Origin of the sequence: Methylobacterium sp. Leaf102, from assembly GCF_001422425.1 — a bacterium.
Classification (GTDB): Bacteria; Pseudomonadota; Alphaproteobacteria; order Rhizobiales; family Beijerinckiaceae; genus Methylobacterium.
Genome location: NZ_LMMX01000039.1, coordinates 50,735 through 72,250 on the forward strand (window position 1 = coordinate 50,735; position 21,516 = coordinate 72,250).

At 67.6% G+C, this 21,516-nt stretch carries 18 protein-coding genes and 1 tRNA gene; 10 read left to right on the forward strand and 9 right to left on the reverse strand.

The window, feature by feature from the left end:
* Nucleotides 1-48 precede the first annotated feature (48 nt).
* The gene (gene tig, locus ASF27_RS19150) at nucleotides 49-1,491 is read right to left on the reverse strand and encodes a trigger factor (RefSeq protein WP_056362555.1); all 1,443 of its coding nucleotides are present in this window, start codon (nucleotides 1,489-1,491) and stop codon (nucleotides 49-51) included.
* Between the two features lie 174 nt (nucleotides 1,492-1,665).
* Nucleotides 1,666-1,750, reverse strand: a tRNA-Leu gene (locus ASF27_RS19155).
* Between the two features lie 214 nt (nucleotides 1,751-1,964).
* Between ASF27_RS19155 and ASF27_RS19160 the strand changes: the two genes are divergently transcribed.
* Entirely contained in the window at nucleotides 1,965-3,452 is a 1,488-nt protein-coding gene (locus tag ASF27_RS19160; RefSeq protein ID WP_056362558.1) for a multicopper oxidase family protein, read from the forward strand.
* A 9-nt stretch (nucleotides 3,453-3,461) separates the two neighbouring features.
* On the opposite strand, the gene ASF27_RS19165 is transcribed toward ASF27_RS19160, so the two are convergent.
* Complete coding sequence (locus ASF27_RS19165; protein WP_056362562.1) at nucleotides 3,462-4,967, reverse strand: bifunctional ADP-dependent NAD(P)H-hydrate dehydratase/NAD(P)H-hydrate epimerase; 1,506 nt, start codon at nucleotides 4,965-4,967, stop codon at nucleotides 3,462-3,464.
* 258 nt (nucleotides 4,968-5,225) lie between these two features.
* Between ASF27_RS19165 and ASF27_RS19170 the strand changes: the two genes are divergently transcribed.
* The 9 genes from ASF27_RS19170 (at nucleotide 5,226) to ASF27_RS19210 (ending at nucleotide 13,961) form a co-directional block, all read left to right on the forward strand.
* Entirely contained in the window at nucleotides 5,226-5,564 is a 339-nt protein-coding gene (locus tag ASF27_RS19170; protein ID WP_003600526.1) for a P-II family nitrogen regulator, read from the forward strand.
* A gap of 255 nt (nucleotides 5,565-5,819) precedes the next feature.
* Complete coding sequence (glnA, locus tag ASF27_RS19175; protein ID WP_056176032.1) at nucleotides 5,820-7,232, forward strand: type I glutamate--ammonia ligase; 1,413 nt, start codon at nucleotides 5,820-5,822, stop codon at nucleotides 7,230-7,232.
* 229 nt (nucleotides 7,233-7,461) lie between these two features.
* The gene (locus tag ASF27_RS19180; protein ID WP_056362564.1) at nucleotides 7,462-8,625 is read left to right on the forward strand and encodes a PepSY-associated TM helix domain-containing protein; all 1,164 of its coding nucleotides are present in this window, start codon (nucleotides 7,462-7,464) and stop codon (nucleotides 8,623-8,625) included.
* 84 nt (nucleotides 8,626-8,709) lie between these two features.
* Nucleotides 8,710-9,255, forward strand: a complete 546-nt coding sequence (locus ASF27_RS19185) for a lipocalin-like domain-containing protein (RefSeq protein WP_082479356.1) — start codon at nucleotides 8,710-8,712, stop codon at nucleotides 9,253-9,255.
* Between the two features lie 29 nt (nucleotides 9,256-9,284).
* On the forward strand, nucleotides 9,285-9,863 hold the full coding sequence (locus ASF27_RS19190) for an NAD(P)H-dependent oxidoreductase (protein WP_056304335.1): 579 nt from the start codon (nucleotides 9,285-9,287) through the stop codon (nucleotides 9,861-9,863).
* A gap of 63 nt (nucleotides 9,864-9,926) precedes the next feature.
* On the forward strand, nucleotides 9,927-10,253 hold the full coding sequence (locus ASF27_RS19195) for a hypothetical protein (RefSeq protein WP_056176023.1): 327 nt from the start codon (nucleotides 9,927-9,929) through the stop codon (nucleotides 10,251-10,253).
* A gap of 158 nt (nucleotides 10,254-10,411) precedes the next feature.
* Nucleotides 10,412-12,721, forward strand: a complete 2,310-nt coding sequence (gene rnr, locus ASF27_RS19200; protein ID WP_056362567.1) for a ribonuclease R — start codon at nucleotides 10,412-10,414, stop codon at nucleotides 12,719-12,721.
* A gap of 48 nt (nucleotides 12,722-12,769) precedes the next feature.
* Nucleotides 12,770-13,249, forward strand: a complete 480-nt coding sequence (locus ASF27_RS19205; RefSeq protein WP_056362580.1) for a DUF983 domain-containing protein — start codon at nucleotides 12,770-12,772, stop codon at nucleotides 13,247-13,249.
* Entirely contained in the window at nucleotides 13,230-13,961 is a 732-nt protein-coding gene (locus ASF27_RS19210) for an NUDIX domain-containing protein (protein WP_156467588.1), read from the forward strand. The genes ASF27_RS19205 and ASF27_RS19210 overlap by 20 nt, the downstream gene beginning before the upstream one ends.
* A gap of 231 nt (nucleotides 13,962-14,192) precedes the next feature.
* On the opposite strand, the gene ASF27_RS19215 is transcribed toward ASF27_RS19210, so the two are convergent.
* From ASF27_RS19215 to ASF27_RS19240, 6 genes are all read right to left on the reverse strand, one after another.
* Nucleotides 14,193-15,593, reverse strand: a complete 1,401-nt coding sequence (locus ASF27_RS19215; protein WP_056362586.1) for a 3-deoxy-7-phosphoheptulonate synthase class II — start codon at nucleotides 15,591-15,593, stop codon at nucleotides 14,193-14,195.
* Between the two features lie 127 nt (nucleotides 15,594-15,720).
* Nucleotides 15,721-16,020, reverse strand: coding sequence for an RNA polymerase sigma factor region1.1 domain-containing protein (locus ASF27_RS19220; RefSeq protein WP_056176006.1), 300 nt, complete (start codon nucleotides 16,018-16,020; stop codon nucleotides 15,721-15,723).
* A gap of 67 nt (nucleotides 16,021-16,087) precedes the next feature.
* On the reverse strand, nucleotides 16,088-18,379 hold the full coding sequence (locus ASF27_RS19225; RefSeq protein WP_056362787.1) for an FdhF/YdeP family oxidoreductase: 2,292 nt from the start codon (nucleotides 18,377-18,379) through the stop codon (nucleotides 16,088-16,090).
* Between the two features lie 126 nt (nucleotides 18,380-18,505).
* On the reverse strand, nucleotides 18,506-19,888 hold the full coding sequence (gene gor / locus ASF27_RS19230) for a glutathione-disulfide reductase (protein WP_056362589.1): 1,383 nt from the start codon (nucleotides 19,886-19,888) through the stop codon (nucleotides 18,506-18,508).
* A 152-nt stretch (nucleotides 19,889-20,040) separates the two neighbouring features.
* Complete coding sequence (gene rpmG, locus ASF27_RS19235) at nucleotides 20,041-20,208, reverse strand: 50S ribosomal protein L33 (protein ID WP_018044575.1); 168 nt, start codon at nucleotides 20,206-20,208, stop codon at nucleotides 20,041-20,043.
* 106 nt (nucleotides 20,209-20,314) lie between these two features.
* Nucleotides 20,315-21,487 carry an MFS transporter gene (locus ASF27_RS19240; protein WP_056362592.1) on the reverse strand — a complete coding sequence of 391 codons (1,173 nt, stop codon included), beginning with the start codon at nucleotides 21,485-21,487 and terminating at the stop codon, nucleotides 20,315-20,317.
* Between the last annotated feature and the right edge of the window lie 29 nt (nucleotides 21,488-21,516).

The following is a 21,516-nucleotide window of genomic DNA, read 5'->3' on the forward strand; positions in this document are numbered from 1 at the left end:
AACGTCGCCTCTACTCTCGGCCCGCCGCCCACGAAGGGAGCACCGGGCTCAGTCGGCCTTGGCGACGGCAGGCAGGGCCTCGTCGCCGGTCGAAACAGTCTCGTCCTTATCGGACGTGGTCTTGGAGGCCCCGTCGGACGCCTCGGATTCATCCTCGTCGGCGAACAACGCCTCCTTGGAGACGGGCTCTTCGACGAGCTTCACCTGCGCGAGCACGTGGTCGACGACCTTCTCTTCGAAGATCGGCGCACGCAGTTCCGCGAGCGCCTGGGCATTCTTACGGTAGAAGTCCCAGACCTGCTGCTCCTGACCCGGGAACTGCCGGACCCGGGCGATCAGGGCCTGATTGACCTCGTCGTCGCTGACCTTGATATCGGCGGTCTCACCGACCTGCGCAAGCACCAAGCCGAGACGCACGCGACGCTCAGCGATTTTGCGGTACTCGGCGGTGGCCTTCTCCTCCGTGGTCCCCTCGTCCTCGAAGGTCTTCTCGCGGGTCTTCAGGTCCTGCTCGACCTGGGCCCACACGGCAGCGAACTCCTGGTGGACGAGGCTGGGCGGCAGCTCGAACGCATACTTGGTGTCCAGGGCGTCGAGGAGTTCCTTCTTGAGCTTGCGCCGGGACTGCGCCTCGAAGTCGCCGCCGATGGCGGTGGACACGGCCTCCTTCAGCTTATCGAGGGACTCCATGCCGAAGCCCTTGGCGAGTTCGTCGTCGATCTTGGTCTCGCCCGGCGCCTGGACGGCGGTGACGGTGACGTCGAACTCGGCCTCCTTGCCGGCCAATGCCTCGGCACCGTAGCCCTCGGGGAAGGTCGACTTCACCACGCGGTTCTCACCGGCCTTGGCGCCGACGAGCTGCTCTTCGAAGCCGGGGATGAACTGGCCCGACCCGAGTTCGAGGTCGATGCCCTCACCCTTGCCGCCCTCGAACTCGACGCCGTCGATGCGGCCGACGAAGTCGATGGTGACGCGGTCGCCGGTCTCGGCGGCGGCACCCTCGTCGCGCGCCGTGAAGCTGCGGTTGGACGACGCCATGCGGGTGATGGCTTCGTCGACCTCGGTGTCGGAGGGCTTGGCCACGAGCTTGGTCAGGCTGACGTCGGAGAGATCGGCGAGCTCGAAGGTCGGGAGCACTTCCAGGGCGACGTTGAACTGCAGGTCGGCCTTGGCGTCGAGGGCGCGCTCGACAACGGACTGCTCGCCGGGGAACTCGACCTTGGGCTCGAGGGCGAGCTTGAGGTTGTTGTCCTGGACGATCTTCTGGTTGGCCTCGTTGACGGCGTTCTGCAGCACGTCGGCCATCACCGAGCGGCCGTAGAGTTTGCGCAGGTGGGCCACCGGCACCTTGCCGGGGCGGAAGCCCTTGATCTGGGCCTTGTCCTTGAGGGTCGACAGCTCGCTGTTCAGGCGCTCCTCGAGCTCATGCGCGGCAAGGGATACCTGAAACTCGCGCTTCAGCCCCTGGGAGAGTGTCTCGGTCACCTGCATGGTCGTCTTTCCGCTGTCGTGCGTATGTTGGCGCAAATTTCGTTCGCTCCCCGCCACCCGTCGGGGCCGGGGAAGGTCGGCGCCAGGATATCACGCGAAAACCAGAGGCCGAATCGCGACGAACGGCCCGGCCGGCCATTCGCGGTGAGCCAATCCGTTCCGACGGCGATGGACTGGTGCGGGCGGAGGGGCTCGAACCCCCACGTCTTGCGACACTGGTACCTAAAACCAGCGCGTCTACCAGTTCCGCCACGCCCGCAAGCGACGACCTCCGGCGCGTAATCCCACCGCCAGAGCGCGGTCCTATAGCACGGGCGCAACGGGCCGCAGCAAAAAAAGTCGGGGTGTGCGATTTCCGCGTGGAAGGCCGCCGTCGGCGGCGATCGGCAGACCGGTTGGCGGGTCTTGGCCCTGAGTCTACAAGCAGCGCGGATCCGTTCGACGGACCGCTTCCGTCCTCCGCCAGAGGTGTCATGCCGCATCGTCGCTCGTCGCGTATCGGGTTGGTCTCCGACCCGGCCGTCTCACGCCGGACCCTGCTCGGTGGCGTCGCGGCTTTCGCCCTCGGATCGACGGAAGCCGTCGCGCAGGCGCCGGCGCGCCCGGCTGTGCCGGCAAAATCCGCCCCCGAGGTCAAGCCCGATGCCAAACCGGAAACCCCAGTCCGCACTTTGAGCGCCGTGCCCGGTACGACGCGGCTGAAGCCCGAGCCGGCCGTCGCGACCCCGGTGTGGTCCTTCGACGGCGCGGCCGTTCCCCCGGTGGTTCGGGTGAAGCTCGGCGAGACCGTGCGCTTGCGGGTCGAGAACAAGACCGACAGGCCGCTCTCCCTGCATTGGCACGGTGTGCGCAACCAGAATCCCATGGACGGCGTCGGCGGCCTGACCCAGGCTCCGATCCCGCCGGGCGGCGATTTCACCTACGCCTTCGTGCCTCCCGACGCCGGCAGTTTCCTGATTCGGCCCCTCGTGGTGGGCGGATCGAGCGAGCCATCGGGCCGAGGGCTCGCCGGCATGCTGGTGGTCGAGGAGGTCGTGCCGCCCCCCGTCGACCACGACCTCACGGTCCTGATGCAGGATTGGCGTCTTTCCGACGACGGAACACTGTTGCCCTTCGGCCAGACCGCCTTCGCGGCGAGTTCGGGACGGCTGGGCAATCTCGTCACGGTCAACGGGAAGCCGGTGCCCGACGCCATCACGGTCCGCCCGGGTAGCCGGGTCCGCCTGCGCCTCGCCAACGCGTGCAATGCGCGCGGCACCCGCATCCGCTTCGACAACCTCAAGGTCTACGTTGCGGCCGTGGACGGCCAACCGACCGACACCTTCGAGCCGCTGCGCGCCACCCTCCCGTTCCCACCCGGCACGCGCTACGACCTCATGCTCGACATGCCGGCGGAGGCCGGCGCCTCGGGCAGCATCACCGCGCTGGTCGGGAACGGCCTGGCGCTCGCCACCCTCACGACGAGTGGCGAACCGGTCACGGGCAAGCGTGGGGCGATCGGGCCCATCGGCGAGAACAAGCTCCTGCCGGCGGAGGTAAGACTCCAGAACGCGTTACGCCGGGACGTAGTGCTGACGGGCGGCGCCCGCATCGACAAGGACAAGCCCGCGGCCGAACCGGCCTACACGGGTGATGCGGGGAAGGTCTGGGCGGTCAACGGTGCGTGGGGCAATGCCGGCGTGGCGCCCCTGTTCACGGTGAAGCGCGGCCAGGTGGTGGTTCTGGCCCTGCGCAACGACACCGCCTTTCCCCAGGCGCTCCATCTGCACGGCCATTCCTTCCGCCTGCTCCACCCCCTCGACGATGGCTGGGAGCCCTATTGGCTCGACACCTTCCAGCTTTTGGAAGGCCGTACCGCCCGCATCGCATTCAAGGCCGACAATCCCGGCCGCTGGGTGATCGGCGCGACGGTGCTGGAGCGGTTCGACACCGGGCTGTGGGGCTGGTTCGAGGTGACCTGAACCGTTCGGTCAGGCTTCGATCAGCCCCCGCAGCACTGCCGGGATCAACTCCGGCATATCCTCGGCGATGAGGCCGGGGCCGTGGCGGCGGCCGGCATCGCCGTGCATCCAGACGGCTGCGGCCGCCGCCTCGAACGGATCCATTCCCTGCGCCAGCAGTCCCGCGATGAGGCCGGACAGCACGTCGCCCGAACCGGCCGTACCGAGATAGGGCGTGCCGTGGTCGTTGATGGCCGCCCGGCCATCCGGCGCGGCGATCACCGTGTCCGCCCCCTTGAGAACCACGACCGCCCCGGCCACCGCCGCGGCCCGACGGGTGCGCTCCAGCTTCGACAGATCCTCGGCCACCGCGTCCGTCCCCTCGAACAGCCGGGCGAACTCGCCGTCATGCGGGGTCAGCACCGCCTGCGCGTCGCCGTCGGCGATGTGGGCGGCGAGGAGCCGGGCCTGCGCCTTGAAGCTCGTCAGCGCGTCGGCATCAAGCACGAGGCGACGCCCGGCGGCGGCGGCCATGGCGACGAGGTCGCGCGTGGCCTCGCCGATCCCGAGACCGGGCCCCGCCAGAACGACGTTCAGGCGCTCGTCCACGAGGAGGTCGTCGAGATCGTCCGCGCTCTCGTACGGGCGCATCATGATGGCGGTGAGATGGGCGGCGTTCTCCGCGAGCGCGGCCGGTGGCGAAGCCAAGGTGACGAGGCCGGCGCCGATCCGCAACGCCCCGCGCGCGGCGAGCCGCGCCGCGCCGGTGCGGTGCGCCGGACCGGACAGGACCAGGGCGTGCCCCCGCGTGTACTTGTGGCTCGACGCGTCCAGGCGGGGGAACGCCGCGCCCCACAGGGCGGGGCCGTTCCGCCAGAGCGGCGCCTCGCCATCGAAGCCGGCCGCCAGATCGTCCGGGCCGGTACCGATCCCGGCGACGTGCAGGGCTCCGCAATGGGCGCGCCCCGGCTGAAGCAGATGCCCCGGCTTGAGCGCTACGAAGGTCACGGTCTCGACGGCGCGCACGGCGACGCCGCGCACCGCCCCGGTGTCGCCGTCGATGCCGCTCGGGACGTCGACGGCGATCACCGGTACGGCCGCTCGCGCCAGGCGCTGCACGAACGCGGCGGCCTCCCCATCGAGGTCGCGCGACAGGCCGGCGCCGAACAGGGCATCGACGACGAGGGCGTAGGCCGCGAAATCTTCGACATCGGCGAGCGTCATGACCGCGCCCGTCCATCCGGCCGCTGCGCCGGCGGCATCGCCCGCGAGGTCGGCCACGGGTACGAGTACGGCGAGTTCGACGCGGACTCCACCCTCCGCGAGATGCCGGGCCGCGACGAATCCATCACCGCCGTTGTTGCCCGGTCCGCACAGGACGAGCACGCATCCGCCCTCCGGGAGATGGGCGCGCACCCGCGCCGCGACGGCGCCACCGGCCTGTTCCATCAAGGTGGAACCCGGCGTTCCGAAGAGAATCGCGGCGGCATCGACCCGGCGCATCGCCTCGACGGTGAGCAGGCGCGTCGTGTCCATCGGGAGTCCCCAAGAGTTCGCGAAAAAGAGGTGGCGGAAGACGCGTTGGCCGTCGAAGCTTCGGCTGGCAACATGCCCGCATCCCGCCCAGCCGTGCCCTCGATCGTACCAAAGAGGGACGAAGGCCCGAACGATATGCAGGGCATGCACATTCGTTGTGCAGATTTCCGCGTGCCATCGTCAAAACGGCGTGGCGGCGATCCGGCGGCGATGATACCAAAGTGGTTCAGAGCAGCATCGAGGTCAGGCCCGCCCGGCATGAAGAAGATCGAAGCGATCATCAAGCCTTTCAAACTCGACGAGGTGAAGGAAGCCCTTCAGGAGGTCGGCCTGCAGGGCATCACCGTGATCGAGGCGAAGGGTTTCGGCCGCCAGAAGGGCCATACCGAGCTCTATCGCGGTGCCGAGTACGTGGTCGATTTCCTGCCGAAGGTGAAACTCGAGATCGTTCTGTCGGATGCCCTGGTGGAAGGCGCCGTCGAGGCGATCCGCAAGTCGGCCCAGACCGGCCGCATCGGCGATGGCAAGATCTTCGTCTCGACCATCGAGGAAGCGATCCGCATCCGCACCGGCGAGACCGGCACCGACGCGATCTGAAGTCCGTCCCCTGACGTCCAGCGAAACCGTACGACAAGAAGGTGTCATCGCCTTCCAGTCCCGGCGCGTCGATTGCGCGGGCCCGGGCATGATGACGGAATCGTCGACCAGTTGCACGGCGATGGCGTTTTCTTCTCGCCGCCTGGGTCCACCCCGCGCGAAAACCCTATAAACCCGAGCCAACCGCGGGCCGCCCTTTGGCGGCCGGCGGCAAAACCACGGCTGAATGCCGCGACACGAAGGAGACCCCCGAGGATGGCCAAGACTGCAGCCGAAGTCCTGAAAGAGATCAAGGACAACGACGTCAAGTACGTGGACTTCCGGTTCACTGACCCGCGCGGCAAGTGGCAGCACGTGACGTTCGACGTCTCCCTCGTGGACGACGAGATTTTCACCGACGGGACCATGTTCGACGGCTCGTCCATCGCCGGCTGGAAGGCCATCAACGAGTCGGACATGCTGCTCATGCCCGATCCGGCCACCGCCTGCATGGACCCGTTCTTCTCGGCCTCCACCATGTCCATCGTCTGTGACGTGCTCGAGCCCTCGACCGGTGCGCCCTACAGCCGTGACCCGCGCAGCACGGCGAAGCTCGCCGAGGCCTACCTGAAGTCCACGGGCATCGGCGACACCATCTATGTCGGCCCCGAGGCCGAATTCTTCGTGTTCGATGACGTGAAGTTCGCCTCCGAGCCGTACCAGACCGGCTTCAAGCTCGATTCCACCGAGCTGCCAATCAACGGCTTCACCGACTACGAAGGCGGCAACCTCGGCCACCGCATTCCGATGAAGGGCGGCTACTTCCCGGTGCCGCCGCAGGATTCGGCGCAGGACATGCGCGGCGAGATGCTGGCCGCCATGCAGTCCATGGGCGTGAAGGTGGAAAAGCACCACCACGAGGTGGCGAGCGCCCAGCACGAGCTCGGCATGAAGTTCGACACGCTCACCCTGCTCGCCGACCACATGCAGATCTACAAGTACTGCATCCACAACGTCGCCCAAAGCTACGGCAAGACGGCGACCTTCATGCCGAAGCCCGTCTACGGCGACAACGGCTCGGGCATGCACGTGCACCAGTCGATCTGGAAGGACGGCAAGCCGCTCTTCGCCGGCGACAAGTACGCCGACCTCAGCCAGGAATGCCTGTGGTTCATCGGGGGCACGATCAAGCACGCCAAGGCCCTCAACGCCTTCACCAACCCGTCGACCAACTCCTACAAGCGCCTGGTGCCGGGCTACGAGGCTCCCGTGCTGCTGGCCTACTCGGCCCGCAACCGCTCGGCCTCCTGCCGCATCCCGTGGACGACGAACCCGAAGGCCAAACGCGTCGAGGTCCGTTTCCCAGACCCGATGGCCAACCCCTACCTCGCCTTCTCGGCCCTGCTCATGGCCGGCCTCGACGGCATCCTCAACAAGATCGATCCGGGCCCGGCCATGGACAAGGATCTCTACGACCTGCCGCCGCGCGAGCTGAAGAAGATCCCCACCGTCTGCGGCAGCCTGCGTGAAGCCCTTCAGAACCTCGACCGCGACCGCGCCTTCCTCAAGATGGGCAACGTCTTCACGGACGATCAGATCGACTCGTTCATCGAGCTCAAGATGACGGAAGTGATGCGCTACGAGATGACCCCCCATCCCGTCGAGTTCACCATGTACTATTCGCTCTGAAACGAGCCGGCCGGGCATGATGCCCGGCCTTCGGACGACCGTGACGCCGGAGCCCTGAAGGGGGCTCCGGCGTTTCGCGTCGGAGACGCCGCGGCGACCGGAACCGAACGGGCCGCGTCCGGTCCAATCGGACATGTCCGCCCGGTTGCGCAGACGATCCGTGGTCGAGTGCGGGCTCTCCGTCACCGCTCATCGTCTCGACGTGTCCGATCTGATAGGGCGGGTGCCCATGGTCCGCACGATCCTCTTTCGCCTTCACTGGGCTCTCGGCCTCACCGCCGGCCTCGTCCTCGTCGTCCTCGGTGTCACGGGGGCGTTGATGAGCTACGAGGAGGCGATCGGCGAATGGGCCGACCGCGACCGGGCCTCCATGCCGGTTCAGGATGCAGCCCGCCTCGGTCCGGAGGCCTTGGTTGCACGGCTGCAGGCGCAGCGACCGGGCGCGAGGGTGAGTACCCTCACCCTTTCGGGCGACCCGGAACGCACACCGCGGGCCCGATTCAGCACGGACGCCAAGACCGGCGCGCGGCCGCCCTCGGCCTACCTCGATCCCTACGACGGACGCGACCTCGGCCCGCCGCGCCTCGAATCTGCCTTCGCGACGATCCGCGACCTGCATCGCTGGCTCCTCGTGCCGGGCGACGGCAAAGGCTGGGGCCGCAGCGTCACGGGCGCCAGCACCATCGCCTTGCTGGTGTTTCTCGCAACGGGCCTCTACCTGCGCTGGCCACAGATCCATTCCTGGCGGGTCTGGCTGAGGCCCCGCCTCGCACGTCCGGGCCGCGCGCGCTGGTGGTCGCTCCACACCATCGCGGGAACCTGGCTCCTGCCGGCCTATGCCCTGATCGCACTCTCGGGCCTGTGGTGGTCCTACGACGGGTACCGGACGGTCGCCACCTGGGCGCTGACGGGCGAGGCTCCGCGCACGCGGCCTGGCCGCATGCCCGGCCGCAGCGGACCGGCGGAACCGCTTGCCCTCGACCGGGCCTGGGCGGCGTTCCAGGCCGGGGAAGGCGCCGGTGCCACCCTCGCCATCGTCACCCTTCCGGCCGCCGACGCCACCGCGATCCGCATCCGCTACCTCACCCGCGACGCCCCCGATTCAAGAGCGCGCAACGACATCACGTTCGATGCGGCCACCGGCGCGCAAGCCTCGGTGAGCCGCGACGCCGACAAGCCCCTCGGCCAGCGCATGGCCGACAACATGCTGGAGGTCCATCGCGGACGCTTCTTCGGCGGGATCGTCGCGTTCGTGTTCTTCGCGGCCTCGCTGCTGATGCCGGTCCTGGCGGTGAGTGGCCTCGTCCTCTACGCGCTGCGCCGACGCAGCGCTCGCCGGCGCGCGACATCCGCAAGTCCCGGTCTCGAAACCGCTCGACCTTTGAAGGTTTGACAGAAGGGGCTGGCGGCGCGCTCCCCCGCGCGTAGATTGAGCGGAACGGGCCGCAGATGCCCACCGCCTGGGAGACCGTCCGCCATGCCCGTCATCTTCTCCGCCCCGACCGTCACCGCCTACAGGTGCGGCCGTACGCTGCTCCTTGGCGCCGTTGCGAGCCTTGCTCTCACGAGCCTCGCGGCGACCGGCGTCCGGGCGGAGGGCGACGCCCGCATCATCGGCCTATGGAAGCTCGTCTCCTACGAGGTCGAGGTGCGCTCCAGCGGCGAGAAGGACCCGGTGATGGGGGCGCACCCCACGGGCTACGCCTATTTCACGCCCGAGGGCCGGGTGTTCTTCAACCTCACGGGCGAGGATCGCAAGCCGGCCAAGGACCCCGAGGGCAAGGCGCGCCTCCTCGACACCATCGTGGCTTACACGGGCAAGTTCACCACCACCGGCGACCAGTGGACGACCCGCATCGACACAGCCTGGAATCCCGACTGGATCGGCACCGATCAGACCCGCACGTTCAAGCTCGACGGCAAGCGGCTCACAGTGCTCACCCCGTGGCGGATCATGCCGAACTGGGCCAAGCAGGGCGAGACCCGCAGCATCGTCACCTTCGAGCGCGCCACCGACGGCTGACCTGGACCAACCCAACACCGGAGCACGCCATGACCCTCGTGATACCCGTGATCCTCGGCTCCGTCCGCACCGAACGCCAGGGCCTGCGCGCCGCGCGGTTCCTGGTGACGCAACTGGAGGCGCGCGGCGTCGAGGCGCCCCTGGTCGATCCGGCCGAGTTGCAACTGCCGCTCCTCGACAAGATGTACAAGGAATACCCCAAAGGTTCGGCGCCGCCGGCCCTGGAGGAACTGGCGACGCTCTATCGCCGCTCGGATGCCTTCGTGGTGGTCTCGGCCGAGTACAATCACTCGATCCCACCGGCTTTGTCGAACACCCTCGACCATTTCCTCGAGGAGTATTCCTGGCGGCCTTCGGCGATCTGCTGCTACTCGGCCGGGCAGTACGGCGGCGTGCGGGCGGCGATGCAGTTGCGGGCGATGATGGGTGAACTCGGTGCGTCGAGCATCCCGTCGCTCCTGCCGATCCCGCGCATCGGCAAGGCCCTCGACGCGGAGGGCAATCCGCAGGAGGCGTGGCTGACCCGGGCGGCTTCGCGCTTCCTCGACGAATTGGTCTGGTACGCCGAAGCGCTGCAGGCCAAGCGAGCGGGCGGTACGCCGTATTGAGATCGCGGTCTGGCGCGGGGCTTGCCCTCCTCCGGCACCCGCTTTCGCCAACGGACGAACCCCATGAACGATGTCAGACCGCTCCTTTCCAGCCTCGTGAAGGCGGCCCTGATGGGGGACGACCGCGCCAGTCTCCTGTGGCGCGAAGAGGCGCGCCAGAGCCACGCCCGTATCCTCGCCGACCCGTCCGCCGTCGCAAACCTCAAGATCGACGGAATGTGGACCCTGGCCGTGGGCGATGCGGAGGCGCCGGAGTTTCGGGAGGCGGAGGGTCAAGTCGAGTTCGGATTGCCGGCCCTATGCCCGTTCACCCTCAGGGAAATCGCCGCCCCCGATCTCGACATCGACGCGGCGGTGGAGCGCATCCGCGGATCGGCCGCCACGGGCTGATTCCCTGCGGCCGACGAAACCGTGTTGAGGGGCGCGACCGTGCCGTTGCCCGAATGCGGAGTCGGGCCCATGTTACGGGCACAGGCCGTGATCCCGCGCCGGGATCGGCCGATACCTTATAGTGTCGGGCCCTTCGCCCGCGCCGCGAGCCCGAGCCTTTGGCCAAACGCATCAATCCGAATCCAGCACGTCCCGCCCTCCCCTCCCGCGAAGAGATTCTCGGCTTCATCGCCTCGGCGACGGAAAAGGTCGGCAAACGCGAGATCGCGGCGGCTTTCAACATCAAGGGCGCCGACCGCATCGGCCTCAAGCGCATCCTCAAGGAAATCGAGGAGGACGGGGCCATCGAGCGTGGTAAGGGCGGCCTGACGGAGGCTGGACGCCTGCCGGCGGTGGTGCTCGCCGACATCAAGTCCCGCGATCGCGACGGCGATTTCCTGGCGATTCCGGTCGAGTGGGATCAAGCCAAGGGCCCACCTCCGAAAATCACCGTGATCGCGCCACGCCCCGGCCGGAAGCCAGGGCTCGCAGCACCGGGCGTCAACGACCGGGTGCTCCTGCGCGTCGAGCCCACCGAGGGCGAGACCGGGCGCTATTCCGGCCGGGTCATCAAGGTCGTCGGGAAGAACAAGGCCGAGATCATCGGGGTCTACCGCGCTGGCAAGGATGGCGGCCGCATCATCCCGGTGGAGAAGCGGGCGCAGGGCCGCGAGATCGCGATCCCGGCGGGCGAAGAAGGCGAGGCCCGAGACGGCGACCTCGTCAGCGTCAGCCTGCAGCGCGAGACCCAGTTCGGCCTGCCCCAGGGCCGGGTGAAGGAGCGCCTCGGCTCGCTCGGCTCCGAGAAGGCCGTGAGCCTCATCGCGCTCCACCTACACTACATTCCCCACGTCTTCGCCGCAGCGACCCTCGCCGAAGCCGATGCGGTGGAAGCCGTAGGGCTCGACGGACGCGAGGATTGGCGCGCCGAGCCGTTGCTGACCATCGACCCGCCGGACGCCAAGGACCACGACGACGCCGTGATGGCGATCCCGGATCCCGATCCGGCCAACACAGGCGGTTTCGTAATCACCGTCGCCATCGCGGATGTGGCGACCTATGTGCGCCCCGGTTCGGCCCTCGATCGCGAGGCCCTGATGCGGGGCAACTCGGTCTACTTCCCCGACCGGGTGGTGCCGATGCTGCCCGAGCGCATTTCCAACGATCTGTGTTCCCTGCGGCAGAACGAGGACCGCCCGGCGCTCGCCGTCCGCATGGTCGTCACGGCCGATGGCACGAAGCGCCGCCACAGCTTCCATCGTGTGATGATGCGCTCGCGGGCGAAGCTCTCCTACGCCCAGGCGCAGGCGGCCATCGACGGGTTCACGGACGAGACCACCGCGCCGCTGGTCGAGCCTGTGCTGCGTCCGCTCTATGCGGCCTACGAAGCGCTGAAGCTGGCACGCGACGCGCGCGGGCCGCTGGCCCTCGACCTGCCCGAGCGCAAGGTGCTGCTCACGGCCGAGGGCGCCGTGGATCGCGTCGTAGTGCCGGCGCGCCTCGACGCGCACCGGCTCATCGAGGAGTTCATGATCCAGGCGAACGTCGCCGCCGCCGAGACCCTGGAGCAGGCCAAGCAGCCCCTGATCTACCGGGTCCACGACGAGCCGGCCCTGGAGAAGATGCGCGCGCTCGGCGAAGTGCTCGCCTCCATCGGCATCAAGATCCCCCAGGAAGCCAAACTCCGTCCCGCCCTGTTCAATCGCATCCTCAGCTCAGTGGCCGAGACCGAACATGCGATCTTCATCAACGAGGTTGTGCTTCGGTCCCAGGCCCAGGCGGTCTACGCCGCGCAGAACCTCGGGCATTTCGGCCTCAACCTGCGCCGCTACGCTCACTTCACCTCGCCGATCCGGCGCTACGCCGACCTCATCGTCCACCGCGCCCTGATCGCGGCCTGCCGCCTCGGGCGCGACGGGTTGTCTTCCGAGGTCACCGTGGGGATGCTCGATGGGATCGGCGAGCAGATTTCGGCCGCCGAGCGCCGTGCCATGGCGGCCGAGCGCGAGACCATCGACCGGCTCATCGCCCACCACCTCGCCGACCGCGTCGGCGCGACCTTCACCGGACAGATCTCGGGTGTCACGCGCTCGGGGCTGTTCATCAAGCTGGACGAGACCGGGGCCGACGGCTTCGTGCCGATCTCGACCATCGGCGCCGATTTCTATCGGCACGACGAGGCCCGGCACGCCCTCGTGGGTGAGCGCTCGGGTGAGACCCATCGTCTCGGCGACCGCGTCGAGGTGCGCCTTGTGGAGGCGGCCGCCGTGGCGGGTGCTCTGCGGTTCGAGCTGCTCTCGGAAGGCCAGGCCAGGCCGGAGCGGTCGTCGCCCGGGGGCAAGCCTCGGACCGCCCGCAAGTCCGGGGCACCGGGGCGTCCCCCTGGCATCCGCAACGCCGGGTCGCGTCACCGCGGGTCGCGCCGCTAGGTTGGTTAGGGTAAATTGGGGGGACCCGAGGCACAGGATGGAATCCGCATGACCGCGCGCGTCGAGACCCTCCCTGGCGAACGCAAGGGCCTCGTGAGATCGATGGGGCGCGGCTTTGTCGGCCGCTGCCCCCATTGTGGCGAGGGCCGAATCTTCGGGCGCTTCCTCAAGGTTCAGCCGGAATGCGGCACGTGCGGCCTTGCTCTGCACAGCCATCGGGCCGACGACCTGCCGCCCTACGTCGTCATCTTCATCATCGGCCACATCGTCGGGTACTTCATCCTCGAACTCGAGACGAATTACGACGTGCCGCTGTGGTTTCAGCTAACCTTCTGGCCGTTCATCACCTTGGCTTCGGCCCTGGCGTTGCTCCAGCCGGTGAAGGGAGCCGTCGTCGGCCTGCAATACGCCCTTGGCATGGGGGGGTTCGCCACGCTACCCGTGGGGCCGAGCGTGGCCGTTTCGGCGCCGAAGGAGCTTCAGCGTGGACCCGGCGACACTCGCGAGCATGGCCTCGGACGAACCTGACGCCCCGAGGTCGGGGATTGCGAAGAAAGCCGCCCTGCGGCCCCGCAACGCTGCCACCCTCATCATCCTCGATCGCTCGAAGAAGACGCCGAAGGTCCTGATGGGCCGGCGCCACGCGTCGTTGGCGTTCATGCCCGGAAAGTTCGTGTTCCCCGGGGGGCGCATCGAGCCGGGTGACCGGCACATGCCCGTCGCCGGGGCGCTCTCGGCCCGTGCCAGCGACGCTCTGGCTGCACAGGTGCCGCGTGCCTCGCATGGCCTCGGCCGCGCCTTGGCACTCGCGGCTATCCGGGAGACCTACGAAGAAACCGGCCTGATGCTCGGCACTCGCGAGTACGGGCCACCGGATTCGGCACCCGAAGGGGTTTGGCAGGTGTTCCGGGAGGCCGGGATCATGCCCGACCTCGAAGCCCTGCACCTCGTGGCCCGCGCCATCACCCCACCGAACCGGCCCCGCCGGTTCGACACCCGCTTCTTCGCCGTCGACCGCAGGGCTGTGGCGGGCAAGGCACCCGGCGTCGTGACGGCGGATTCAGAACTGGTGGAAATCGTCTGGGTCACGTTCGCGGAAGCCCGTGCCCTCGATCTGCCGCGTATCACGAGCCTCGTGCTCGCCGATGTCGAAGCGCAGGTCGCAGGCAATCTCGCCCCGTACCTGCCGATACCCTTTTATTACGAGCGTCGGGGCAAGGGACAGCGAGAGGTGCTTTAACGCCACCCTTCCCCACCGCTCGACGCCGATTCCGGAACTGAGTCCCGATCCAGCCCGTTGAAAAGTGAATATCTTCTCGGGAGTCGCATCATGCTAAAAGGTGGTTTGCTTTGGTTGATCGGCATTCCGTTGCCGATCATTCTGATCATCTACTTCTTCACCGGTTGGTTGCACTGAAGATTTCGCACCGGGAAAAATAAGAAGGCCCCGCTTCACCGGCGGGGCCTTTTCTCATTCGGCCGCGTCGAGCCGTGGCCGCTCGATCTCGGCGCGCTCACGCTTCACCAACTCGGCGGTGAGGAACGCCACCTCCAGGGCCTGCTCCGCGTTGAGCCGCGGGTCGCAATAGGTGTGGTAGCGGTCTTGCAGGTCGTCGGCCGTCAGCGCCCGGGCGCCGCCCGTGCACTCCGTGACATCCTTGCCGGTCATCTCCAGGTGAATACCGCCCGCGATGGTCCCCTCGGCGCGATGGATGCCGAAGAAGCTCTCGATCTCCTGCATCACCCGCTCGAACGGACGGGTCTTGTATCCGCCGGCCGAGATGGTGTTTCCGTGCATGGGATCGCACACCCACACGACCTTTCGGCCCTCGCGCTCCACCGCCCGGATCAGCCCCGGCAGGTGATCGCCGACCTTGTCCGCGCCGAAGCGGCAGATCAGAGTCAGGCGACCGGCCTCGTTGCCCGGGTTCAATTGGTCGATGAGTCCGATCAGACCGTCGGCCGTCATCGACGGACCGCACTTCAGGCCGATGGGGTTCTTGATGCCGCGGGCGTACTCGATGTGCGCGTGGTCGGCCTGACGGGTCCGGTCGCCGATCCACAGCATGTGGCCCGACGTGGCGTACCAGTCGCCGCTCGTGGAATCGACGCGGGTCAGCGCCTCCTCGTAGCCAAGCAGCAGGGCCTCGTGACTGGTGTAAAAGTCCGTGGTGCGAACCTCTTGGTGCGTCTCGGGATTGATTCCGATGGCGCGCATGAAGTCGAGGGTCTCGGTCATCCGCTCGGCGCAATCGGCGTAGCGCGCGGATTGCGGCGAATCCTTCACGAAGCCCAGCATCCAGCGGTGCGAGTTCTCCAAGTTGGCGTAGCCGCCGGTGGCGAAGGCGCGTAGCAGGTTGAGCGTCGCCGCCGACTGGCGGTACGCCTCCAACTGCCGGCGCGGATCGGGAATGCGCGCCTCCTCGGTGAAGGTGAGGCCGTTGACGATGTCGCCGCGGTAGCTCGGCAGGCTGACACCGCCCAGGGTCTCGGTCGGCGACGAGCGCGGCTTGGCGAACTGCCCGGCGATGCGCCCGACCTTCACCACGGGCGATCCGCCCGCGAAGGTGAGGACGAGGGCCATCTGCAGGAACACGCGGAAGAAGTCGCGGATGTTGTCGGCTGAATGCTCGTCGAAGCTCTCGGCGCAATCGCCACCCTGGAGAAGGAAGGCCTCGCCCGTGGAGACGCGCGCCAGGGCCGACTTCAGCTTGCGCGCCTCACCGGCAAAAACGAGGGGCGGGAAGCTCGCGAGTTGGGTCTCGACCGTCTTGAGAGCCGCCGCGTCCGGATAGGCCGGTACCTGCTGGATCGGCAGGTTGCGCCAAGATTTCGGCGTCCAACCAGTCTTCGATGTCCAACGCTCACCCATGATCGTCTCCCGCCACCCCTTGGCCGGCTTTCACGCGCAACACGATGCTGCGTGGAAAGCGCGGCTTATAGAGAGGTTTTTCGCAGGAGGCGAGTTAGCCCGGGAACCAGTCTGCCCTGCTTGAGGATCAGGCGACGTCGCCGTCCTCGATAGCGATTCCGTGCTCCGAGAGGATCCAGAAGATCGCCTCGAGATCCTCTGACGTCACGTCGCGCGGTGGCAAAGCCTCCTCGAGATCCTCGTAGGTCAGGCGGCGCATGCGTTGCGCCTCCGCTTTGGCCAGAAGCGTATCCACCGCCTTGCGCATGTCCGGCGGCAGGGCATCGTGGCTCGGCAGGCGATAGTCGTCGACCGGATGCAATGCCTCCGCCAGCATCCGGTCGATGATCACCTGACGGCGATCGTGCGCGTCGTCGTGCTGTTCCATGGGGGTTGTTATGGGTCGGCCAAGCGGTGCGTCGAGGGGTAAGGGTTAGGCCGGATGCGTGAGCGCCTCAAGACGCGGCAGCGCGCGCCACCCGCACGGGGATCGCCTTGGCCGCCGGGGTCTTCGCCTGTTCGTCGTGGTGCCAGAGCGGAATCAGCGGGTTCAGCTCAGGGTAATAACCACCACAATTGCCCGGCGGAATATCGTACTGGATCACACGCAGGCCCTTCACCGATCGCTCGAAGCCGTCATCGGACGGCGTCGACAGATCGACGGTCTCGCCATCCTTCACACCGATCCGGGCCATGTCTCCGGCATTCATGAACAGGATCGCGCGCGTGCCCTTCACGCCGCGGAAGCGGTCGTCGTAGCCGTAGATCGTGGTGTTGAACTGGTCGTTCGAGCGAAGCGTCATCAGATCGAGGATGTCGGGGCCGCGGGCCGGCATGTCCGGGTTCTCGTCGAGGCCCTCCGGCACGATGAAGTTGGCCTTACCCGTCTCCGTCTCCCATTTGCGCTCGCGGGCCGGGATCGGCTTGTGCAAGCCACCCGGATCGAACATCCGTCCGTTCAGGTCGTGGAACACCGTCGGGTAGGTCGTCTCGATGGCATCGCGGATCTTGGCGTAGTCTCCGACCCAGGCATCCCAGGTCACCTTGGGATTGGGAGCCAGGGTCGCCTTGGCGAGTTCGGCGACGATCCACGGCTCGGAACGGACATGCGCGCTGACGGGCTTCGTCACGCCGCGCGAACCGTGGAAGCACGAGGTCGAATCCTCCATGGACACGGCCTGCGGACCGGAGGCCTGCGCATCGATCTCGATGCGGCCGAGGCAGGGCAGGATGTAGGCGATCTTGCCGTTGACGAGGTGGGAGCGGTTGAGCTTCGTCGAGATCTGCACGGTCAGGCGCATGCGCCGCCACGCCTCCTCCATCCGGACCGTATCCGGGATGGCGCGGACGAAATTGCCACCGAGGCTCAGAAACGCCTTCACCGACCCGTCGACGATGCCTTCGCAGGCCTCGACGGTGTTGAGACCCTTCTCGCGCGGCGGCTCGAAACCGTATTGGGTGGCGAGGGCGTCGAGGGGGGCGAGTTCGGGCTTCTCTGTGATGCCCACCGTGCGCTGTCCCTGGACATTGGAATGACCGCGTACCGGACAGAGGCCAGCGCCGGGGCGTCCGACATTGCCACGAAGCAGCATGAGGTTGACGAGCATCTGCACCGCCTCGGTGCCCTTGCGGTGCTGGGTGAGGCCCATGCCGTAGACGCCAAGGACGGCGCGCGCCCGGCCGTAGGCCGCGGCCGCCGCCTCGATGGCGTCTCGAGTCAGCCCAGAATGCGCTTCCAGGGTCGCCCAATCCTTGCGCTCGCAATAGGCCTTGAACGCATCGTACCCATGGGTGTGCTCCTCGATGAACGCCACGTCGAGGATTCGCGGACGACCCACGACCCGGGCTTCGTCGTCGGCAGCGAACAGGGCCTTGCACATGCCGGTGATGGCGGCGATGTCACCGCCGGCCTTGACCTGATGGTACTGCGTCGAAATCTGCGTCTCGCTGCGGGTCACCATCTCGACGGGCGATTGCGGGTTGGTGAACCGCTCCAGTCCGCGCTCGCGCAACGGGTTGAAGGTGACGATCGGCACCCGGCGCTTGCGCGCATCCTGCAGGGGGTGAAGCATCCGGGGCGCGTTTGAGCCGACGTTCTGACCGAAAAACAGGATCAGGTCGGTGCTCTCGAAATCCTCCAGCACCGTGGTGCCGACGGCCGAACCGATGGAGGCCTTGAGGCCCACCGAAGTCGGCTCGTGGCACATGTTGGACGAGTCGGGCAGGTTGTTGTTGCCGTACATCCGCGCGAACAGCGCGTACATGTACGAGGTTTCCAGGGATGCCCGGCCGGAGGCGTAGCAGACCACGGATTTCGGATCCAAGGCGCGCAACTCCCGCCCGATCTCGGCGAAGGCCTCGGCCCATTCGACCGGAACGTAGCGGTCGCTCACGGGATCGTAGCGCAAGGGATGGGTGAGACGGCCCTTCTCCTCCAGTGCGTAGTCGGTCCATCCCAGGAGTTCCGTGACCGTGTGCGCGGCGAAGAAATCCGGTCCGACGCGCTTCGTGGTCTGCTCCCAGGCGGTCGCTTTGGCGCCGTTCTCGCAATACTCGAAGGCGGCTGGCTTCTTCGGCTTCGACCAAGCGCAGGACGTGCACATGAACCCGTCGGGCTTGTTCTGCTTCAGGAGCAAAGCCGCGCCGGATACGGGAATCTCCTCGCGCAGCAGGATCTCCGCCAGCGACGACGCAGAGCCCCAGCCGCCCGCCGGACCGGTATAGGGTTCGATCTTCGGTGCGGCCATCTTGTCGGTCATGGGATATCCGGTTCGCGCGGTCGCCCTGGGGAGGCGCCCCTCGAAAGCGCTATCGGGAACCGGCCCCGGACCCGACCTGTTCCCAGCTGCGACGCCAGGTGCGCGCCGACCCCGCTAACCGACCGCTTCCGGATGCTTGGTGACCACGGGCGAGCGCATGGTGACGAGCTCCTCGCCGGCGGTCGGGTGGACCGCGATGGTACGATCGAAATCAGCCTTGGTGGCGCCCATGGTGACCGCGATGCCCACCGCCTGAATGATCTCGCCGGCATCGTGCCCGAGGATGTGGACGCCGACCACTCGGTCGCTGGCGCAATCGACGATCACTTTCATCAGGACCTTCTCATCGCGGCCCGACAGCGTCGCCTTCATCGGGCGGAAGCTCGACCGGTAGACGTCGATCTTTCCGTAGCGCTCCCGCGCCGTGCTCTCGTTGTGGCCGACGACGCCGATCTCCGGCGTCGAGAACACGGCCGTGGGGATGAGGTCGTGATCGACGGCCCACGATTTGTCCCCGAACACCGTGTCGGCGAAGGCGTGGCCTTCGCGAATGGCGATGGGGGTCAGCGCCGCGCGGTCGGTCACGTCGCCGACGGCGTAGATCGAAGGCACGCAGGTCTGGGAGAGCGCGTCGACGGGGATCGCCCCGGCCTCGTCGAGGGTGATCCCGACGGATTCCAACCCGAGGCCTTCGACCTTCGGGCGCCGGCCCGTGGCGTAGAGAACCTGATCCACCTCGAGCGTCGTGCCGTCGCTCAGGGTCACGCCGAGGCCGCCAGCGACGCGCTCCAGGCGCTCGACGCTGATGCCGAGGCGCAAGTCCATGCGCCTGGCGTAAGCCTCGTCGAGGGCGTCGCGGATCTCGTCGTCGAAGCCGCGCAGGAGCCGGTCGCCGCGATGAGCCAGGGTGGTCTTCGAGCCGAGCGCCGCGAACACGCCGGCGAACTCCACCGCGATGTAGCCGCCACCGACAACGAGGATGCGTTCCGGGAGGCTTTCCAGCTCGAAGACCTCGTTGGAGGTGATGGCGAGCTCGCAGCCCGGCACCTCCGGGACTTTCACCGGATGCGCGCCCACGGCGACGAGGATGACCTTCGCCCGCACCCGCCGCCCGGAGGCAAGGCGCACCGTGTGGGCATCCTCGATCACCGCACGCTCATGCACGATCTCGACGCCGGCCTTGCCCAGATTGGTACCGTAGATGCCCTCCAGCCGCAGGACCTCGGCGTCGCGCCGCCGTTTCATCACGCTCCAGTCGAAGCGCGGCTCGGGCACGGTCCAGCCAAAGCCGGCGGCATCCTCGAACTCGTCGCGGAACCGGCTGGCATAGACCATGAGCTTCTTCGGGACGCAGCCCCGGATCACGCAGGTGCCACCGACCCGGTATTCCTCGGCGAGTTGGACCCGCGCGCCGTAGCCGGATGCGATGCGGGCGGCTCGCACACCGCCGGAGCCGCCGCCGATGACGAACAGATCGACGTCGAATTCCTGAGTCATGGATGCGGGTTCCGGCAATGGCAGCATTGTGCGCCCTCCATCGCCCGAACCTCGCCCGGCTTCAACCGTGACAGTCTGGCCGCGGCCCAACAAAAAAGCCGCCTCCCCTAGCGAGGAAGCGGCCCGATGGCCGGCGCTATGCGGCGATCGGCTTACTTGATCTTGGTTTCCTTGAAGTCGACATGCTTACGCACGACGGGGTCGTACTTCTTCATGGAGAGCTTCTCGGTCTGCGTGCGGGAATTCTTCTTCGTGACGTAAAAGTAACCCGTGTCGGCGGTCGAGATCAGCTTGACTTTGACGGTGACGGCCTTGGCCATGGCGCGGCGCTCCTGTGATGGCGGCATTCCGCATCAGCGAAACGCAAAAGGGCCGGCCCGAGCCGGCTGAATACCGGCGCGTGATTGCCCCATCGGACCGGGTTCGTCAAGGCCGGGGATAGCCTTGCAGGCGCCAAGCCACGAGTCCCGCATAGGCGAGGAACAGGACGCAGAGGCTGTAGGCGAAGCCCTGGGGCGGCACGAGGTCCATGCCGCCGCCGATGATCGGGGGGCCGACCATGAGGCCGACATTGTAGAGGAGCACGAAGGCCGCGTTGGCCCCGGCGAGTTCCGGCCCGCGCACGCTGGCGCCGAGCTGGGCCAGCCCCACGGTGTAGAGCGTGCCGGCCAAGCCGCCCCAGACGAAGAGGAGCACCAAGAGCGTCGGAAAGGACGCCGAGGCGACGGGAATCAGGATTGAGCCGAGGGCTCCGCACAGGGCCGAGGCCAGGAGGACGATGCGCCGGTCGATGCGGTCGGCGAGCCAGCCGAACGGGATCTGGAACACGACGTTGCCGAGGGCCAGGACCGAGACGAGACTGGCCGCCGTCTGCGCGTCGTAGCCGAGGCGCAGGCCGTAAAGCGGCAGGATCGCGAAGCCCCCGGTCTCGACGGCACCGTAGACCAGGGCGGCCCCGGTCGCTGCCGGCGCGAGGCGCAGATACGCCAGGATCGAACGACTGCCGCCGTGCCCGATCTCCGGCGAGAGGCCGCGCGCCAGCAGCAGCGGGACCATGGCGACGAGGAACAGGCACGACCCGGCGAGGTAGGGCGCGTAACCTTCGGTGCCGAGGAGGGCGAGCAGGGTCGGGCCGACGGCGAAGCCAAGGGCCAGCACGGTGGCGTAGATGCCCATCACCAACCCGCGCCGGGCCGGCGGGGCGGCCTCGCTGATCCAGAACTCGGACAGGACGAACAGGACGCCGAGGGTGGCCGAGAACACGAACCGCAGGGGAAACCACCAGGCGATGTCCTGGAACAGCTTGAAGCCCGTGAGCATGAGAGCGCCGAGCCCCAACGACAGGACCAGCAAACGGACCACGCCGATGCGCGCCGCCACGCGCGGGACGAACGGAACCGTGAGGATACTGGCGAGGCCGGCCACGGCAGTGTTGATGCCGATCAGAGTGCTCGACGCACCCATCCGTGCCATCTCGATGGACAGGAGCGGGATGGTGAGGCTGAGACCGATGCCGACGACGGCGACACAGACGATGGCGGCGGTGATGGAGGCGAAACGGGCGCGATCGTCGGGCTGCGACGGGTCCTGAACGGGCATGATCGGCGAAATCGGTCCTGGGCGGGCCG

What these genes read in the sequence shown, in the direction of transcription:
- glnA (WP_056176032.1), top strand. Translation starts at nt 5,820, where the DNA reads ATGGCCAAGACTGCAGCCGAAGTCCTGAAAGAGATCAAGGACAACGAC.
- gor (WP_056362589.1), bottom strand. Translation starts at nt 19,888, where the DNA reads ATGACTCAGGAATTCGACGTCGATCTGTTCGTCATCGGCGGCGGCTCC.
- ASF27_RS19225 (WP_056362787.1), bottom strand. Translation starts at nt 18,379, where the DNA reads ATGGCCGCACCGAAGATCGAACCCTATACCGGTCCGGCGGGCGGCTGG.
- ASF27_RS19220 (WP_056176006.1), bottom strand. Translation starts at nt 16,020, where the DNA reads ATGGAACAGCACGACGACGCGCACGATCGCCGTCAGGTGATCATCGAC.
- ASF27_RS19240 (WP_056362592.1), bottom strand. Translation starts at nt 21,487, where the DNA reads ATGCCCGTTCAGGACCCGTCGCAGCCCGACGATCGCGCCCGTTTCGCC.
- tig (WP_056362555.1), bottom strand. Translation starts at nt 1,491, where the DNA reads ATGCAGGTGACCGAGACACTCTCCCAGGGGCTGAAGCGCGAGTTTCAG.
- ASF27_RS19195 (WP_056176023.1), top strand. Translation starts at nt 9,927, where the DNA reads ATGAACGATGTCAGACCGCTCCTTTCCAGCCTCGTGAAGGCGGCCCTG.
- ASF27_RS19210 (WP_156467588.1), top strand. Translation starts at nt 13,230, where the DNA reads ATGGCCTCGGACGAACCTGACGCCCCGAGGTCGGGGATTGCGAAGAAA.
- ASF27_RS19180 (WP_056362564.1), top strand. Translation starts at nt 7,462, where the DNA reads ATGGTCCGCACGATCCTCTTTCGCCTTCACTGGGCTCTCGGCCTCACC.
- ASF27_RS19185 (WP_082479356.1), top strand. Translation starts at nt 8,710, where the DNA reads ATGCCCGTCATCTTCTCCGCCCCGACCGTCACCGCCTACAGGTGCGGC.
- ASF27_RS19165 (WP_056362562.1), bottom strand. Translation starts at nt 4,967, where the DNA reads ATGGACACGACGCGCCTGCTCACCGTCGAGGCGATGCGCCGGGTCGAT.
- ASF27_RS19170 (WP_003600526.1), top strand. Translation starts at nt 5,226, where the DNA reads ATGAAGAAGATCGAAGCGATCATCAAGCCTTTCAAACTCGACGAGGTG.
- ASF27_RS19190 (WP_056304335.1), top strand. Translation starts at nt 9,285, where the DNA reads ATGACCCTCGTGATACCCGTGATCCTCGGCTCCGTCCGCACCGAACGC.
- ASF27_RS19160 (WP_056362558.1), top strand. Translation starts at nt 1,965, where the DNA reads ATGCCGCATCGTCGCTCGTCGCGTATCGGGTTGGTCTCCGACCCGGCC.
- rpmG (WP_018044575.1), bottom strand. Translation starts at nt 20,208, where the DNA reads ATGGCCAAGGCCGTCACCGTCAAAGTCAAGCTGATCTCGACCGCCGAC.
- ASF27_RS19215 (WP_056362586.1), bottom strand. Translation starts at nt 15,593, where the DNA reads ATGGGTGAGCGTTGGACATCGAAGACTGGTTGGACGCCGAAATCTTGG.
- ASF27_RS19205 (WP_056362580.1), top strand. Translation starts at nt 12,770, where the DNA reads ATGACCGCGCGCGTCGAGACCCTCCCTGGCGAACGCAAGGGCCTCGTG.